Source organism: Arthrobacter sp. SRS-W-1-2016 (assembly GCF_002009585.1).
In the GTDB taxonomy this organism is placed as follows: Bacteria; Actinomycetota; Actinomycetes; order Actinomycetales; family Micrococcaceae; genus Arthrobacter; species Arthrobacter bambusae_A.
The window spans coordinates 1-15,610 of sequence record NZ_MTPV01000034.1; the positions used below are offsets into that span (position 1 = coordinate 1).

At 64.0% G+C, this 15,610-nt stretch carries 15 protein-coding genes and 2 pseudogenes; 5 read left to right on the forward strand and 12 right to left on the reverse strand.

The genetic code is table 11. The features are described 5' to 3' along the window. Window positions 1-362: pseudogene (locus BMF89_RS07790) on the forward strand (DUF3417 domain-containing protein); the annotation flags it as partial. A gap of 44 nt (window positions 363-406) precedes the next feature. Here BMF89_RS07790 and BMF89_RS07795 read toward each other — a convergent pair. Next, window positions 407-766: a barstar family protein gene (locus BMF89_RS07795; RefSeq protein ID WP_078106531.1), complete on the reverse strand. Its 360-nt coding sequence runs from the start codon at window positions 764-766 to the stop codon at window positions 407-409. A gap of 5 nt (window positions 767-771) precedes the next feature. After that, on the reverse strand, window positions 772-2,880 hold the full coding sequence (glgX, locus tag BMF89_RS07800) for a glycogen debranching protein GlgX (protein ID WP_078106532.1): 2,109 nt from the start codon (window positions 2,878-2,880) through the stop codon (window positions 772-774). 282 nt (window positions 2,881-3,162) lie between these two features. On the opposite strand from glgX, the gene BMF89_RS07805 reads away from it, so the two are divergent. Then, window positions 3,163-3,975, forward strand: a complete 813-nt coding sequence (locus tag BMF89_RS07805; RefSeq protein ID WP_078106533.1) for a carbon-nitrogen hydrolase family protein — start codon at window positions 3,163-3,165, stop codon at window positions 3,973-3,975. A 143-nt stretch (window positions 3,976-4,118) separates the two neighbouring features. Here BMF89_RS07805 and rlmB read toward each other — a convergent pair whose 3' ends face one another. From rlmB to BMF89_RS07830, 5 genes are all read right to left on the reverse strand, one after another. Next, on the reverse strand, window positions 4,119-5,114 hold the full coding sequence (gene rlmB, locus BMF89_RS07810; protein ID WP_078106534.1) for a 23S rRNA (guanosine(2251)-2'-O)-methyltransferase RlmB: 996 nt from the start codon (window positions 5,112-5,114) through the stop codon (window positions 4,119-4,121). 79 nt (window positions 5,115-5,193) lie between these two features. After that, on the reverse strand, window positions 5,194-6,657 hold the full coding sequence (gene cysS / locus BMF89_RS07815) for a cysteine--tRNA ligase (RefSeq protein WP_078106535.1): 1,464 nt from the start codon (window positions 6,655-6,657) through the stop codon (window positions 5,194-5,196). A gap of 57 nt (window positions 6,658-6,714) precedes the next feature. Next, window positions 6,715-7,224: a 2-C-methyl-D-erythritol 2,4-cyclodiphosphate synthase gene (ispF, locus tag BMF89_RS07820; RefSeq protein WP_139359602.1), complete on the reverse strand. Its 510-nt coding sequence runs from the start codon at window positions 7,222-7,224 to the stop codon at window positions 6,715-6,717. 23 nt (window positions 7,225-7,247) lie between these two features. Continuing rightward, window positions 7,248-8,030, reverse strand: a complete 783-nt coding sequence (gene ispD, locus BMF89_RS07825; RefSeq protein WP_078106537.1) for a 2-C-methyl-D-erythritol 4-phosphate cytidylyltransferase — start codon at window positions 8,028-8,030, stop codon at window positions 7,248-7,250. Window positions 8,031-8,114: 84 nt separating this feature from the next. Then, the gene (locus BMF89_RS07830) at window positions 8,115-8,597 is read right to left on the reverse strand and encodes a CarD family transcriptional regulator (protein WP_011690592.1); all 483 of its coding nucleotides are present in this window, start codon (window positions 8,595-8,597) and stop codon (window positions 8,115-8,117) included. Window positions 8,598-8,892: 295 nt separating this feature from the next. On the opposite strand from BMF89_RS07830, the gene BMF89_RS07835 reads away from it, so the two are divergent. After that, complete coding sequence (locus BMF89_RS07835; RefSeq protein ID WP_078106538.1) at window positions 8,893-9,471, forward strand: hypothetical protein; 579 nt, start codon at window positions 8,893-8,895, stop codon at window positions 9,469-9,471. Window positions 9,472-9,601: 130 nt separating this feature from the next. On the opposite strand, the gene BMF89_RS07840 is transcribed toward BMF89_RS07835, so the two are convergent. Together BMF89_RS07840 and BMF89_RS07845 are read right to left on the reverse strand one after the other, a co-directional pair. Next, the gene (locus BMF89_RS07840) at window positions 9,602-10,282 is read right to left on the reverse strand and encodes a response regulator transcription factor (RefSeq protein WP_059388662.1); all 681 of its coding nucleotides are present in this window, start codon (window positions 10,280-10,282) and stop codon (window positions 9,602-9,604) included. Further along, window positions 10,279-11,481, reverse strand: coding sequence for an ATP-binding protein (locus BMF89_RS07845; RefSeq protein WP_253190756.1), 1,203 nt, complete (start codon window positions 11,479-11,481; stop codon window positions 10,279-10,281). The genes BMF89_RS07840 and BMF89_RS07845 overlap by 4 nt, the downstream gene beginning before the upstream one ends. 206 nt (window positions 11,482-11,687) lie before the next feature. On the opposite strand from BMF89_RS07845, the gene phoU reads away from it, so the two are divergent. Continuing rightward, on the forward strand, window positions 11,688-12,341 hold the full coding sequence (gene phoU, locus BMF89_RS07850) for a phosphate signaling complex protein PhoU (protein WP_078106623.1): 654 nt from the start codon (window positions 11,688-11,690) through the stop codon (window positions 12,339-12,341). Between the two features lie 15 nt (window positions 12,342-12,356). Here the strand turns inward: phoU and BMF89_RS07855 are convergent. Further along, window positions 12,357-13,067 (reverse strand): annotated as a pseudogene (locus BMF89_RS07855) (phosphoglyceromutase); the annotation flags it as partial. Window positions 13,068-13,197: 130 nt separating this feature from the next. Here BMF89_RS07855 and BMF89_RS07860 point away from each other — a divergent pair. Continuing rightward, window positions 13,198-14,007 (forward strand): class I SAM-dependent methyltransferase, encoded by an 810-nt coding sequence (locus tag BMF89_RS07860; protein WP_078106624.1) that lies wholly within the window; start codon window positions 13,198-13,200, stop codon window positions 14,005-14,007. 8 nt (window positions 14,008-14,015) lie between these two features. Here the strand turns inward: BMF89_RS07860 and BMF89_RS07865 are convergent, their stop codons facing one another. Next, window positions 14,016-14,354, reverse strand: a complete 339-nt coding sequence (locus BMF89_RS07865) for a DUF2516 family protein (protein ID WP_078106539.1) — start codon at window positions 14,352-14,354, stop codon at window positions 14,016-14,018. A gap of 10 nt (window positions 14,355-14,364) precedes the next feature. Continuing rightward, window positions 14,365-15,549 carry an aminotransferase class I/II-fold pyridoxal phosphate-dependent enzyme gene (locus BMF89_RS07870; protein ID WP_078106540.1) on the reverse strand — a complete coding sequence of 395 codons (1,185 nt, stop codon included), beginning with the start codon at window positions 15,547-15,549 and terminating at the stop codon, window positions 14,365-14,367. Between the last annotated feature and the right edge of the window lie 61 nt (window positions 15,550-15,610).

A 15,610-nucleotide genomic window follows, 5' to 3' on the forward strand; every position in this document is an offset into this window, starting at 1 on the left:
CCAGCAAGGTCCGCGACGCCTGGCCGCAGCTCATCGTGGAACACGTGGACTCCGTGGGCGTCTCCGAAGAACCCCAGGTCGGGGACACCCTCCAGGTCAACGCCTACATCGCCCTCCACACCCTGACACCGGACGACGTGTGCGTCGAGGTCGCCTATGGGCGTGCCGAAGAAAGCGATGAGCTGGAAGACATCACCGTCGCCGAGCTGAACTCGTTCGAGGACCTTGGCAACGGTCGCCACCTGTTCACCGGGTCCATCCTGATCAACCGCTCCGGATCCTTCGGCTACACCGTCCGGGTCTTCCCGAAGCACCCCTCCCTGGCCTCGAAGGCCGAACTGGGGCTGATCGTCAACGCGTAGCGGCAACCCGGCTGGGTGGGCATAGCCCGCCCGGGCCAGTCGCCCTACTGCTCGAAGACCGCTATGACAGCGAGGTCCCGCCCCGAGTAGAACTCGGCGTCCTGGAGGATCTCGCAAACCAAGCCGAAGGACCGATCAGTCCGGTAGGCCGCCGGGACCTGCCAAATCAGGGTGACGGGTGGTTGGTCGTCGTCGGACACACTGTCTGCGAAATCGTGGAGTGAATCGTTGAGCGCATCCATGTCCACACCGTCGTACTCGGGGAAATCGAGCACCTGGCCGAACACTTCGAGGACGGCTGCCTTGTTTGCTGCCGGCGGCACCATCACGGTGCGTCGGCCGGCGTCGGACACTTGTTCCTGCAGTTCTTCGAGCGTCCACGTGTCTGCGGAATAGATCTTCATGGTTCCTAAGTGCGGTAGATGTTGATGGTGTTGCCTTGGACCACTTCCCGCTCGCCGGCGGCGACCAGGGCTCCCTGCCTGCGGTCATTGAGTTCGGACGTCGTGAGGCGCAGCTCGAACATACGGCTTCCCGTGCCGGATTCGGCGACCAGTTTGGGCAGGACGACCTTGTGGTCATCCTTGTTTCCGTTGATAACGATCAAGCCGCGGTAAGCGCCGCCCTCCGAACTCACCAAGAGCTGCACAATCCGCAGGGATGGATCGTGCCAACGGGCCGGCGTCATGGGCTGGCCCTTCTCATCGAACCAATCCAGGCCGGTCCCCTTGTCCGGGAAGCCTGCGTCCTGGGCCTGCAGGAACTCCTTGCGGAGGCGGATCACCCGTTTGGTGCTCCTCAGCATGTCATGCGATTCGGGTGTCTGGGTCCAGTCGATCCATGTCAGGGGATTGTCCTGGCAATAGGCGTTGTTGTTTCCCTGCTGCGTGCGTCCAAGCTCATCGCCGGCGGTGATCATGGGCACGCCGATGGAAATCATCAACGTGGTCATGAGGTTCCGCTTGGACAGGGCACGGGCCGCGAGAATCGTCTCATTTTCCGTACGGCCTTCGAATCCGTGGTTGTAGCTGAGGCTGTTGGTCTGCCCGTCGCGGTTTTGCTCGCCGTTGGCCTCGTTGTGCTTACGGTCGTAGGACACCAGATCAGTCAGGGTGAAGCCATCGTGGGCGGTGATGAAATTGAGCGAAGCGAGCCTGGAACGTCCGGCGGATTCAAAGACCCGGGCCGAGCCGGTCAAAGCGTCGGCCAGATCTCCCATGGTGCTGCCGGACATCCCGCCTTCCACGGCACCCCGCTCTGAGAGCCAGAAACGGCGCACGCCATCACGGAAGTGGTCGTTCCAGTCCACCCACCCCTTGGGGAACCGCCCAGTCTGCCAGCCACCGTAGCCCACATCCCACGGTTCGGAAATGAGCTTGGTCTTGGAGATCACCGGATCTTCCGCGATGCGCTTCAGGAAAGGGTGGTCAGGATCGAACTCGTTGCCCGCATTGCGGCACAGAGTCACGGCGAGGTCGAAACGGAAGCCGTCGATGTGGAATTCTTCGGCCCAATAGCGCAGCGAATCGATGGCAAGATCCACCACCCTCGGTTCGGCAAAATTGAGGGTGTTTCCGCAACCGGTCGTGTCGAGATAGCGGCCGTGGGCGTCGTGGCGGTAGTACCGCTGCTCGCCCAGTCCCCTGAAACTGAAGGTGTCGCCGTCAGTGCCGCCTTCAGCAGTGTGGTTGTAGACCACGTCGAGGATCACTTCCAGCCCCGCGGCGTGAAGGAGCTTCACCATGCCCTTGAATTCGTCCTGGACGGCGTGGGGGCCTGCCAGCTGGGCGGCCTGCGTGGCGTAGTCCGCATGCGGCGCAAAGAACGCTGCGGTGTTGTAGCCCCAGTAGTTGGTCAGGCCCAAGTACTGCAGGTGCTGCTCGTCCATGTGAAAGTGGATGGGCAGCAATTGGACTGCCGTCACTCCCAGTGAGTGAAAGTGCTCGATCATGGCCGGGTGTGCCATGCCCGCGTAGGTCCCGCGGAGGTGCTCCGGGATATCCGGGTGCAGCATGCTCTGGCCGCGGACGTGCGCCTCATAGACAATGGTGTCCCGCCACGGCGTGCGCAGCGCACGGTCGTCGCCCCAATCAAACGCCGATTCCATCCGCACGGAGGTCAGCAGCTCGCCGCGCTGGTGCACCGCCCGACCGTAGGGATCCAGCAGGAGTTGCTCGGCGTCGTCGGCGTCAAAGTCCGGAGCCTGAACGGACAGCGGAAGCGCATCCTCGTGGACCGCGGCGCGGAAGCCGTACCGGGTGCCGGGCGGCAGCCCGTCCACGATCCCGTGATGGACGCCGTCCTCCAGTTTGGGCAGCGTGTGGACCTTCCAGGAGTCCCCGGGGGCCATGTACGCGATTTCGACCCGAGTGAGTCCTGGGGCCCAGACGGCGACGTTGACGCGGTCGCGCGAGGGGGTGTGTCCGTCGGACTTTCCAAGCCGCGGAACACTCAGCCCGAGCGGCGACGGCCGCGAGGCGTCCACTGTAGATGCTGTGTCAAAAATCGGCATAACCATTACTTGAGAGTTTAGTCTCCGACGCCAATTCTCCCTTGCCCACAGCCCATATGACAGCACGGACGCCCGGCGGTCAGAGCCCGGCCGGCGCCCCCTACGAACGCAAACAAGCCGCTCACCTGCTAAAACGTCGCATCGTTCGGCCAGTTACGCTTTTCGCAAAACCGGTCGCTCGCGCGGATTATGTCGACTAGGCCCAATTCACGCGGCCGCACGCCGAGCGGTTCGTATCCTCGGCGATGTCGTTGCATACTTTGGCTATACACCAATGCGGAGGTAATTGTGCGAATCGCTCTTGCTCAACTCATCAGTGGCCGCGAGCTGGCAGACAACCTGACCCTGTTGGAAGACTATGCCCGCCAGGCCAAGGAGGGCGGTGCCGAGCTCGTGGTGTTTCCCGAAGCGAGCATGCGCGCCTTCGGGAATTCCCTGCTGGACATCGCCGAGCCCTTGGACGGGCCATGGGCCAGCCGGGTGCGGGAGATCGCCCGAGAACTTGGGATCGTGATCGTGGCCGGAATGTTCACCCCTGGCCTCGCCTCGGACGGCAGCAGCAACGGCAAGGTCCGGAACACCCTGATCGCCACCGGGCCCGGGGTGGACACCAGCTACGACAAGATCCACCTCTTCGACGCCTTCGGCTTTGCGGAATCGGACACCGTTGACGCCGGCACCGGTCCAGTGACGTTCGACGCCGGGGGCCTCACCTTTGGCTTGGCCACGTGCTACGACATCCGCTTCCCGGCGCTCTTCACCGCCAACGCCGACCGCGGGGCCGACGTGAACATCGTGTCCGCTTCCTGGGGAGCCGGGCCGGGCAAGGTGGAACAGTGGAAGCTGCTCGCGCGTGCCCGGGCGATCGACACCACAACCTTCGTGCTGGCATGCGGCCAGGGCGATCCCGCGAGCCAGGGCCGCGAACCCAAAGGGGCGGCGCCCACCGGAGTGGGGCACTCCGTCGTCGTGTCCCCCTTGGGCAACGTTCTTGAAGAGCTCGACGCCGAACCCGGCCTGTTGTTCGCGGAGCTGGATGCCGCCGTCGTCGAGGACGCGAGGGTCAAGCTCCCGGTCCTCGCCAACCGCCGCGACTTCTGAAGGGAACAGCAACGCTCGCTCACTAAGACCAGTTCATCTTAGTGAGCGAGCGTTGCTGTATTTGGCGCCATAAGTGAGCGGGCGTGCGTCGGAAACACCGTATAACTGAGCGAGGGTTGGCGGCTGTGCCGCCAACCGACTGGCTATTTGGCCGCGCGCTGCCTTGAGACTTCGTACAGGGAGATGCCCACGGCCATGGAGGCGTTGAGCGATTCCATGGCGGAGTCGATCGGGATGGAGATGATCTGGTCGCAGTTTTCGCGGACCAGGCGGCTGAGGCCCTTGCCCTCGGAACCCACCACGATGCACACGGGATCGGTGGCCAACGAGAGATCCGGCAGCGAGACGTCGCCGTCGCCGTCCAGGCCCAGCACGAAGATGCCCATCTGCTTGAACTGCTTGAGTGCGTTGTTCAGGTTGGCAGCCCGGGCCACGGGGACGCGGACCGCTGCGCCTGCGCTGGTCTTCCAGGCCGACGCAGTGACACCGACGGAGCGGCGCTCCGGGACAATCACGCCGTGGCCGCTGAAGGCGGAAACGGAGCGGATGATGGCGCCGAGGTTGCGGGGGTCGGTGATGCCGTCGAGCGCAACGAAGAGGGGCGCGTTGGGGATGTACCCCTTCTTCCACTTAGTGACCGTCTCTTCGGCGAGGTCGTAGGCGTCCTGGTATTCGTACGGCGGGATCTGCAGTACGAGGCCCTGGTGGACAGCGTCTTCGGTCATGCGGTCCAGCTCGGGCTTGCCGGTTTCCAGCAGCGGGATGCCACGTTCGGCAGCGAGTTTGAGGGACTCCTTGACGCGGTCGTCCATCTCGATTCGGATGGCGACGTGCAGTGCCTTCGCGGGGATTCCGGCGCGAAGCGCCTCCACCACGGAGTTGCGCCCGGTGACGACTTCCTCGGTAGCGCGGCCCTTGGGGCCCGAGCGGGCGCCCGGGTTCGAGCGGCTGGTGCCCCCGGCCGCGCGCTTTGCCGCCGAGCGTTCAGCGAGCTGCTTGCTCTTGTACGCCTTGTGGTACTCGCGGTCCTCAGCCTTGGGGGTCGGACCCCGGCCTTCGAGGGCCTTTCGACCGTGGCCACCGGTTCCGGTGGTGGGGCCCTTCTTGCTCTTGACAGCCCGGCGACCGTTGTTGGCCATGAATTCCACCCTTGATTGTGTTGAGTACGTCTGCAATCAAGTCTACTGAATCAACTTAAATCGGGACGACGGCGGAATGTCAGTCCCGTTTGAGGCTCCAGCTGGCGCCGTCGGCGCCATCCTCAACTGCGATACCGGCTGCCGCAAGAGTGTCGCGGATCGCGTCGGAAGCTGCCCAGTCCTTGTTGGCCCGCGCCTCGGCCCGCGCCTGCAACTGGGCTTCCACGAGGACCTCGAGGGCCGTGACGGTCTCGGAGTTCTCCTGGGCCTCGCCGCGGACGTCGTTCAGTCCAAGCACGGTGGTCATGGCCATCACGGCCTGGAGCGCCTGCTCGGCCCCGGCGTCGTCCCCGTTCGCCAGCGCCGTATTTCCGGCGCGGACAGTCTCGTGCAGGGCGCCCAGGGCCTGCGGGACGTTGAGGTCGTCATCCATCGCGGCAGCGAACGCATCGGGCACTGGGCTCGACACAGGGTGGGCGGCGAAATCGCCACCGAACTTCTTGGAGGCCTTCGCGACAAACCCATAGATGCGCTCCACGGCAGCAGCAGCTTCCTGGAGCGAGGTGGGCCGGTAGTCAAGGATGGAGCGGTACTGCGCCTGCCCAAGGTAGTACCGGACAACGCGCGGGCTAGCGAGCTCGAGCATTTCCGACGGGCTCACCGTGTTGCCTACCGACTTGGACATCTTTTCGCCCTCGTAGGTGACCATCCCGTTGTGCAGCCAGAAGTTGGCGAATCCGTCACCCGCAGCCTGAGATTGCGCCATCTCGTTCTCGTGGTGCGGGAAGCGGAGATCCAATCCGCCGCCGTGGATGTCGAATTGCTGGCCCAAGTACTTCGTGGCCATGGCGGAGCATTCAAGATGCCAGCCCGGCCGCCCGGTTCCCCACGGCGAAACCCAGCTCGCCGTCGTCGGCTCCCCGTCCTTGTAGCCTTTCCACAGCGCAAAGTCGCGCGGGTCGCGCTTCCTGTTGCTGAATTGAGGCTCGACGTCGGCGGCTCCCTGCATGTCGTCGATGTTCTGTCGGGTCAGCGAGCCGTACTTGCTCCAGGACCGGACGTCGAAGTAGACGTCGCCCGAGTCGTCCAGGGCCGGGTAGGCGTGGCCGCGGTCGATGAGCCTTTGAATGAGGGCGTGCATCTCCGGGATGTGGCCGGTGGCGCGAGGTTCATAGGTGGGGCGGGAAACGCCGAGGACGTCGTAGGCCTGTTCGAATTCCTGCTCGTAGCGGTAGGCCAAGGCCCACCATTCTTCCTCGGCCTTGGCTGTGGGTTCCTCGGCCCAGTCCGGCCCGAAGGACTGTGCCGACTTTGCGAGGATCTTGTCGTCGATGTCCGTGACGTTGCGGACAACAGTGACACGCAGACCGCGGTATTCAAGCCAACGGGTCAACTGGTCGAAGGCGATCGCCGAGCGGACATGTCCAACGTGCGGCATACCCTGCACCGTGGCACCGCAGTAGTAGACGCTGGCCTTGCCGGCTTCAAGGGGAACGAAGTCGCGGACTTCGGCGGATGCAGTGTCGTAAAAGCGCAGGGTCACCGCTCCAGATTAGCGGATGCGCACCGACTGGCTTCGTCGCACACCCTGTATCCCTGTTTAGCTGCCATCGCCCTGGGGTGCTGCGGGCACGGCGTAGACGAGTGCCGTGGCCACGGCGGAAATGCCCTCGCCCCGGCCGGTGAAACCCAGGCCGTCACTGGTGGTCGCCGTGACGCTTACGGCGGCTCCCGCGGCGGCGCTGAGGACACGTTGCGACTCTTCACGGCGCGGGCCGAACTTTGGCCTGTTGGCAACGAACTGCACCGCCACGTTCCCGATTTCGAAACCGGCGGCACGGACGATCCTCGCAGCCTCCCCCAGCAGCTTCACCCCGGACGCACCCGCGAATTCGGGACGGTCCGTGCCGAAATGCGTGCCCAGATCACCGATGCCGCAAGCGGAGAAGAGCGCGTCAGCGGCCGCATGGGCGACGCAATCGCCGTCGGAATGCCCTGCAAGTCCGCGTTCCCCCTCCCAGAACAGCCCGCCGAGCCACAACGGCTGCGGATCGTTCTCAGGTGCGTAGGCGTGCACGTCAACCCCGATGCCCGTGCGCGGCAGAATCATCGCGGTGTTCTCCGGTGCGGCCATCAGCCTTCCACCCAGCGGACTCCGAGCGGCCCTTCCAGGAGGCCTTCGGCGATGATGAGATCCAGCGGCGTGGTGATCTTCAGCGACTGGCTGGCGCCCCGCACTGCGTGGACGGGGACGCCCAGGAGCTCGACAAGCATGGCGTCGTCCGTGACGGCCGCCGACTGCTCGTCGTCGAACGTCGCCGCGGCGGAGTGGGCGCGCAACAACGTCTCATAGTCGAATCCCTGCGGAGTCTGCACGGCACGAAGTTGTTCGCGCGGGGCGGTGCCGGTGACGATCTCCGGCGCGATTCCGGCGTCGTCCCCGTCCGTTTCCGCGACCATCTTGACGGTATCCACCACCGGCATGGCGGGGATGACAGCTTTGGCGCCCGACGAAAGCGCCACGGCGACACGGTGGAAGACCCGTTCGGGTGTCAGCGCACGCGCGGCATCGTGAACCAGCACTGCACGCGTTCCCTCAAGAACTGCCCCCAGTGCGGCGCGGACCGAAGCGGCACGGGTCGATCCGCCGTCGACCACTGTGATCAGCGGACCGTCGGTGCCGAGCTCCTGGCGGAATGCCTCGCACAGCTCGCGCAGCTCCAGATCGCCTGCGGGGACGGCCACGCAAATCTGGCGTGCGACGTCCGCGGTCGCGACGCCGCGAAGGGCATGGGTCAGAATCGTTTCGCCGCCCAGCGGCACTTTTGCTTTGGGCATGCCATAGCCAAGGCGCTCCCCCGAGCCTGCTGCGACGACGACGACGGCGGTGGCCTCGCGCTGGGATGGTGTAGTCATGCGCCCAAGCCTACGTGGTGCCCACCGGGCAAAAGGAAACCCCGGCAGCAGGTTGCTACCGGGGTTCAAATCTTTGAATCTCTGTTAGGAAGCCAGAACTTCGTCGAGAACGCTTGCGGCCTTCTCTTCGTCGGTCTTCTCAGCCAATGCCAGTTCTGAAATCAGAATCTGACGGGCTTTGGCCAGCATTCGCTTTTCACCTGCGGAAAGGCCGCGATCGTGATCACGGCGCCAAAGGTCGCGGACGACCTCTGCAACCTTGATGACGTCGCCGGAAGCAAGCTTCTCCAGGTTTGCCTTGTAGCGCCGGGACCAGTTGGTGGGCTCTTCAGTGAACTCGGCACGGAGAACGTCAAATACGTGCTCCAAGCCTTCCTTGCCCACTACGTCGCGAACCCCAACAAGGTCTACGTTTTCTGCTGGAACTTCAATGGTCAGATCACCCTGAGCCACCTTGAGCTTGAGATACATTTTCTCTTCGCCCTTGATAGTGCGCATCTTGATTTCTTCAATTTTTGCTGCACCGTGGTGAGGGTAAACTACTGTCTCGCCGACCTCAAAAACCATGTGGACTTTCCCCTTTCCCGCAGACCAGTTTATCACGCTTAAGGCATACGATTGGCACGGAAAGGGGTCCTGAGCCCTGTAAATACGCGGAAAATGGCCTTTTCAGCCCTCCGGCACCCTCTTGACGGGAGGGCATAAAAGTGCATATGAGAGAGCGTTCCGGATGACCCTACTCCTTCTGGAGGGCCGCCACAATGGTGATCGGAATCCTTGTTCTTGCCGGTTTGCCGATAGGCTATGGCTGAAAAGTGTTCCAATGACTCTTAGAGGAGTACGTGTCGTGCGCATTACTGCGATGAACCGTGTCCAGCGCGGCAAACTGGCGATGGCGGCGGCCGCCATCAGCATCGGTCTCTTGTCCGTGACCGGCTGTGGCTATATCAACCCCCAGCAGACGAATCAGCAGTATTCACCGTCTGACGGCGTCAGGGCGGACCTCGGTTCACTGCAGCTGCGAAACATGCTCATCGTCTCCACCGATGCCAACAAGCCGGGCCGCGTCATTGGTGCCGTGTTCAACACTTCCTCGAGCGATGCCACCCTCACCCTCAGTGGCGCCGGCGGGTCACAGGCGACCATTCCGGTGAAGGCAAACTCCGAGACCTACCTCAACGACACCACGAGCGCCGTTATCCTGAGCACCACCGGCGGAGTCCCGGGTTCGGTGGTTCCCGTGACCATCAAGAGCGGATCGGATTCCAGCACCGTACAGTTCCCGGTCCTGGATGCTTCCTTGAAGGAATACGCGAAGTACATTCCCACTCCTTCCGCTTCACCGAGCCCCTCCGCCAGCAGCTCGGCCACCCCGAGCAGCAGCTCGACTTCGAGCAGCAGCGCCAGCCCCACGCCTAGCGCGAGCAGCACAGGCCACTAGGGGCCACCGCCGCCTGCTCGGCAACGAGCCGGCTTGGCAAGTCAAAAGGGTTTACCAAGACAAAAGGAAGGACTCCCCCACGGGAGCCCTTCCTTTTGCTGTTGCCCTTGCTGTTCCTGTCCGCGCCGGCCTACGGCTCGAACTTGTAGCCCAAGCCCCGCACCGTCACGAGATAGCGGGGAACGGAGGGATCGGGCTCGATCTTGCTCCGCAAGCGCTTCACATGGACGTCCAAGGTCTTGGTGTCGCCGACGTAGTCGGAACCCCAGACACGGTCGATCAGCTGCCCGCGGGTGAGCACCCGGCCGGAATTGCGAAGCAGCATCTCGAGAAGCTCGAATTCCTTCAGCGGAAGCGATACTTGTTCGCCGTTGACGCTCACTACATGCCGCTCGATGTCCATCCGCACCGGACCGGCCTGCACGGTGGACGTGATGAGTTCCTCCGGCTCGCCTTGGCGGCGCAGCACGGCACGCACCCGGGCCACGAGTTCCCTCGAGGAGTAGGGCTTGGTGACGTAGTCGTCCGCGCCGAGCTCCAGGCCAACCACCTTGTCGATTTCCGAGTCCTTGGCGGTCAGCATGATGACCGGGACGCTGGAACGCTGGCGCAGTTGCCGGCAAACCTCGGTGCCAGGGGTCCCCGGAAGCTGCAAGTCCAGCAGCACCAGGTCGGCCCCGTTGCGGTCGAACTCCACCAAGGCGTCACTGCCGTTGTCCACAACCTGGACATCGAAGCCTTCCTTGCCCAATAGGTAGGACAGGGGGTCGCTGAAGGACTCTTCGTCCTCCACGATCAGAATCCTGCTCAAGCGCCAGCTCCTTGCTCTAGGGCGCGCACAGCGCCCGTCGTTTGAATCACGTTTCGGGGCTTCGCCCCGGCGTCGTCGTCCTGGCCTTCCATTTCCGGAAGGCGGATGGTGAAAGTAGATCCTTGGCCGGGCTGGGACCAGACGGTGACCTCGCCGCCGTGGTTGGACACCACGTGCTTGACGATACTGAGGCCCAAGCCGGTTCCACCGGTTTGCCGGGACCTCGCCGCATCCACGCGGTAGAAGCGCTCGAAAATGCGCTCCTGGTCCTCGGGGCTGAGACCCTCACCCTGGTCCGTGACGGAAATGGCCACCACGCCTTCTTTGGCGCGGACCCCCACTCCCACACGGGTGTTCTCGGGCGAATAACGGATCGCGTTGTCGATCAGGTTCCGCAAGGCGGTCACCAACAGGTCCTGGTCGCCGAACACCATTGTTTCCGTGCGGCCGCCGACGACGATCTTGATGTTCTTGAGTTCGGCTGGGAGCTGCGAACGATCCACGGCTTCGGCGATCACTGTATTGATATCCACGGCGTGCCCTTGCTGTGCCACATTGGCCCCTTGGAGCCGGGACAGCTCGATGATGTCCTGCACCAGCGCGGCGAGCCGTGTCGACTCCTTATGCATGCGCTTCGCGAAGCGGCGCACGGCTTCTTCGTCGTCGGGACTCGCCTCGAGCGCTTCGGCCAGCAGCGAGATGGCGCCCACCGGCGTCTTGAGTTCGTGCGAAACGTTCGCGACGAAGTCGTTGCGGATCTCTTCGGTCCGGGTGATTTCGGTGCGGTCATCGGCCAGCAGGACGATATATTCCCATCCGAGCATGGCTGCCCGCACCTGCACCACAATGGTTCCTTTGCCCAACGGACCGCGGGGCAACTCGAAAGTCTCTTCCAGGATGACGCCGTCGCGCCTCACCTTTGCGGTCATGTCCAGCAACTGCTTGTGGACCACCGTGTGGCCCCTCACGAGCCCGTAGGCGTAGGCCGCGGGACTGGCCCGGACGACGCCGTCGATCGCGTCCACGACGACGAAAGCGCGCCCGACGACGGACAGCACCTCAGCGGCTCCCTCCGGAAGCAGGGGTTCCGTGACGTCCAGGTCCACGATCTTCCGCTGCCGTTCACTCAGCCTGAACGCGAGCACGCCAAAGACGCCGCACGACAGGCCGACTAGACCTGCGATGACACCGATGAGCACTGGATCCACGGATCTAGCTTATGCGCTCGAAACACTGCAAAATATGGAACGGTCACCAAACCGCCCCGATTCAGCTAACGTTCACCTAAAGGTGCGCAATCGTTCATTGACCACTGCCATCCTTACTAGTTGGACCATAGTTAGCTGTGATGATTTTCGCGCCGTCAGAGGGGTGCGGAGGAGAATTCCAAGGAGAGGACGCCACCGTGCGCAAGGTTTTTCAGGAGGAGCTCATCCAGGTCGGTGAGGACCTCATCGAGATCTCAAAACTGGTCACTGAGGCGATCCAGAACGCGACTACTGCGTTCGAAGGTGCGGACGTCGATCTCGCCCAGGACGTCATTGCCGCCGATGCCCGGATCGATTTCCTGCAGAACGGCCTCGACGAGCGCGCCATCGACATCCTGGCACTCCAGGGTCCTGTGGCGAGCGATCTCCGGATGATTGTCGGCTCCCTGCGGATGAGCGCATCCCTGGAGCGCATGGGTGACCTCGCCCGGCACGTAGCCCAGCTGGCACGCTTGCGCTACCCGGCCACCGTCATCCCCGAGCAGCTGACGGCCACGTTCAAGGACATGGCCCGCCTCGACCTCGAAATCGTCCAGAAGGTCACCCTGCTCCTGGAGTCCCGCGACTTGGAAGTTGCCCGCGACATCCTCAAGCTCAACATCCGGGTGGACGATCTGCACTTGAGCGTCTTCAGGGCCATCGCGGATCCTGCCTGGGCAGAGACGGCCGCCACCACAGTGGACGTGGCCCTCGCGAGCCGCTACTTCGAACGCTTCGCCGACCACGGCGTCTCGGTTGCCCGCAAGGTGACTTACCTGGTCACCGGTGAATGGCAGCCTGAAGGCTTCTAGCCAGGCTTCACAAACAACGACGGCGGCCTCGGGGTCGAGGTAGGTTCCGCCGGGGTTGATCGGCTGGAAGTTCTCGTCCAGGTCGTAGACCAACGGGATGCCCGTGGGGATGTTGAGGCCAGCAATGTCCTCGTCGCTGATGCCATCGAGGTGCTTGACGAGGGCGCGGAGCGAGTTGCCGTGGGCGGTCACGAGTACGGTCTTGCCGGCCTTGAGGTCTTCCTTGATGTCGGATTCCCAGTACGGGAGGAGGCGCACGAGGACGTCCTTGAGGCACTCGGTGCGCGGGAGGGCGTCGCCGAGGTCCGCGTATCGGGGATCGTGTGCCTGGGAGAACTCGCTGTCGTCGGAGAGCGGGGGCGGCGGGGTGTCGTAGCTGCGGCGCCACTCCATGAACTGCTCTTCACCGAACTCGGCGAGCGTCTGGGCCTTGTCCTTGCCCTGGAGCGCACCGTAGTGGCGCTCGTTGAGGCGCCAGTCACGCTTGACCGGGATCCAGCCGCGGTTGGCCTTGTCCAGGGAGATGTTCGCGGTGTTGATGGCCCGCTTGAGCAGGGACGTGTACAGGATGTCCGGGAGAACGTTGTTCTCGACCAGGAGCTCTCCACCGCGCGCTGCTTCCTCGCGGCCTTGGTCGTTCAGGTCGACGTCCACCCAGCCGGTGAACAGGTTCTTGGCGTTCCAGTCGCTGTGGCCGTGGCGCAGCAGAATCAGCTTGTAAGTCATGGTTTTCATCCTAAGCGATGAGGACCTGCCGTTGCCGGGCGTTACGGCAACGCAGGGTCACTTCGCGCCGGTGTTTGCTCCGCGGATGGGCCGTACGTGACCCCGCGTTGGAGGATAAAGTGGGACGGTGGTGCAAAAAGCGGAGCGGGTGCAGGGAAGACGCGGCAAACCCGTCGGCAACATCACCCGAGGCACCACGAATCCCAACCGCATGCGCCGCCTCGACCGCTGGTTGGCTGGCCCGCAGGGATGGCGGCTGCGCTCCGCCGTCGACCCCTTGGTAGTGGACCTCGGCTACGGCGCTTCCCCGGCCACCGCCGTCGAACTCTTCGAAAGGCTCCGGGCCGTCCGCCCGGACGTCCGCGTGTGTGGGATCGAGATCGAACCCGAGCGCGTCCGGATCGCGAAATCCTTGGAGAGGCCCGGGCTCAGCTTCCACGTGGGCGGTTTCGAGGTTCCTGTTCCGGGCAATCCCGTGTTGGTGCGGGCCTTCAACGTGCTGCGCCAATACGAGGAATCTGATGTGCCCGGGATCTGGGCGCTCGTTCAGTCTCGGTTGGCTCCGCAGGGATTGTTCATCGACGGCACGTGTGACGAAATCGGCCGCAGGGTGACGTGGGTTGCATTGGACCCGAACGGACCGTTGAGCCTGAGCCTGTCCATGCGGTTCGGCGGCTTCGAGCTGCCCTCCGACGTGGCCGAACGCCTCCCGAAGGCACTCATCCACCGCAATATCCCAGGGGAACGGATCCATGTTTTCCTGAATGCCTTGGACCAGGCCTGGCTGGAGGCCGCACCTCTTGCGTCTTTTGGCAGCAGGCAGCGGTGGACCGCCATGTGCCAGTCAATGCGCGACGCCGGTTGGCCGCTTCAGGACGGAACGTCACGCTGGCGCTTGGGGGAACTTACCGTCGACTGGTCGGCGGTGGCTCCGGCCTGAGCTCACTGCTACCAGGGACCGTACGGCCCCTGGTTGCGGCCGCTGTTTCCGATTTCCTTCACGGCCGGACGCACGTCCGCCAGGTAGACACACGCCGCGGTCACGGCGGCGATGCCAAAGAGGCCCAGTCCACCGCCGCCGCTGAGGACGGAAATGCCACCGATCGCGGCTGCAATACCGGTGAGGGCGAGCCAGAAGGTCTTGGTCCGCTTGGATGCGGCTTCGAATGACGAGGGTTTGTGGCGCAGGCAATCCACCAGCGCCCACAGCTCCAAAGCGAAGGCAACCAGTCCCAGAATGACCCAAATCCCATTCTGGATGTATGAAATCAAAATTTTTCCGTCCACGCCCTCAAGCCTAGCCGTCAAGCGCCTTGAGTGCTTGCTCCAAGTCCGCCCAGAGGTCTTGTACGTTCTCGATCCCGACGCTCATCCTGACCAGGTTGTCCGGAACGCTGAGCGGCTCGGCAGTGTGCCGGCGTCGGCGTTCGATCAGGGATTCGACCCCGCCCAGCGACGTCGCGGGGATCCACAACTGCAATGCGCGCACCAGCTGATCCGCTGCGTCGGCACCGCTGCGGGTTCCGTCTCCGGCCAGTTGGATACACAGGATGGAACCAAAGCCCTTCATTTGGGATTTGGCGCGCTCATGGCCGGGATCGTTGGGCAGGCCCGGGAAGCGCACGGACTCGACGCGCGGGTGGGTGCTCAGCCTCTCGGCCAGCGTTGCGGCAGAAGCCTGCGAGCGGTCGATCCGGAGTGCCAGCGTGCGCAGGCCGCGGAGCGCAAGCCAGGCCTCGAAGGGACCAGCGATGCCGCCGTGGATGATGCGGTGGTGCAGGAGTTCCGCGCGCAGCCCGGCATTCGAGGTCACCAAGGCGCCGAGTACGACGTCGGAGTGGCCTGCCAGGTATTTGGTCACCGAGTGCAGCACGACGTCGGAGCCCAGGCTGAGGGGCTGCTGAACCAGGGGCGTGGAGAAAGTGTTGTCCGTGACCACGATCGCGCCGGCCTCATGGGCTGCGGTGGCCAGTGCCCGGACATCGGCGATGCCGAGCATCGGGTTGGTGGGGCTTTCGATCCACAGCATGCTGGCGGGCTTTCCATCCGCGGGGGCGAGCTGAGCCTTGACGGCATCGGTGTCCGCGATGTCAACGGTCCGCAACTCAAGGATGCCCTTGGCCGCGAGTTCGGTGGCCATGACGAGCGACCCCGCGTAGCTGTGCGTGGGCATGACGAGCACGCCGCCGGCGGGCACGAGCGACAACGCGGAGCTCACGGCAGCCAGGCCCGAGGCGTAGAGCAGACCGGGCAGCTCGGCGCCTTCCAGCTGGGCCAGCGCTTCCTCGAACGGATCCCAGGTGGGGTTGGCGTAGCGTCCGTAGCCGCGGTCGCCGTCGCTCAGTGCTCCTGTGCCGAAATAGGTGGAGGACAGAACGATGGGCGGGTTGACGGGCTGGTCATGGCTTCGTTCGGGACGGCCTGCCGCCACCACCACAGTGTCAGGGGACAGATCTGCGGCATGTTCTCGGGAAAGACTCATTCCACCAGCCTACGGCGAGGGGTGCGGGCGCTGGAAAGGTGTTACGGGCGAACCGCTGCCG

Excerpts from the sequence above, each read along its gene's own strand:
- ispF (WP_139359602.1), bottom strand. The coding sequence starts at position 7,224 with ATGATTCTGCCGCGCACGGGCATCGGGGTTGACGTGCACGCCTACGCA.
- BMF89_RS07835 (WP_078106538.1), top strand. The coding sequence starts at position 8,893 with ATGAACCGTGTCCAGCGCGGCAAACTGGCGATGGCGGCGGCCGCCATC.
- BMF89_RS07870 (WP_078106540.1), bottom strand. The coding sequence starts at position 15,549 with ATGAGTCTTTCCCGAGAACATGCCGCAGATCTGTCCCCTGACACTGTG.
- ispD (WP_078106537.1), bottom strand. The coding sequence starts at position 8,030 with ATGACTACACCATCCCAGCGCGAGGCCACCGCCGTCGTCGTCGTCGCA.
- BMF89_RS07795 (WP_078106531.1), bottom strand. The coding sequence starts at position 766 with ATGAAGATCTATTCCGCAGACACGTGGACGCTCGAAGAACTGCAGGAA.
- rlmB (WP_078106534.1), bottom strand. The coding sequence starts at position 5,114 with ATGGCCAACAACGGTCGCCGGGCTGTCAAGAGCAAGAAGGGCCCCACC.
- glgX (WP_078106532.1), bottom strand. The coding sequence starts at position 2,880 with ATGGTTATGCCGATTTTTGACACAGCATCTACAGTGGACGCCTCGCGG.
- BMF89_RS07830 (WP_011690592.1), bottom strand. The coding sequence starts at position 8,597 with ATGGTTTTTGAGGTCGGCGAGACAGTAGTTTACCCTCACCACGGTGCA.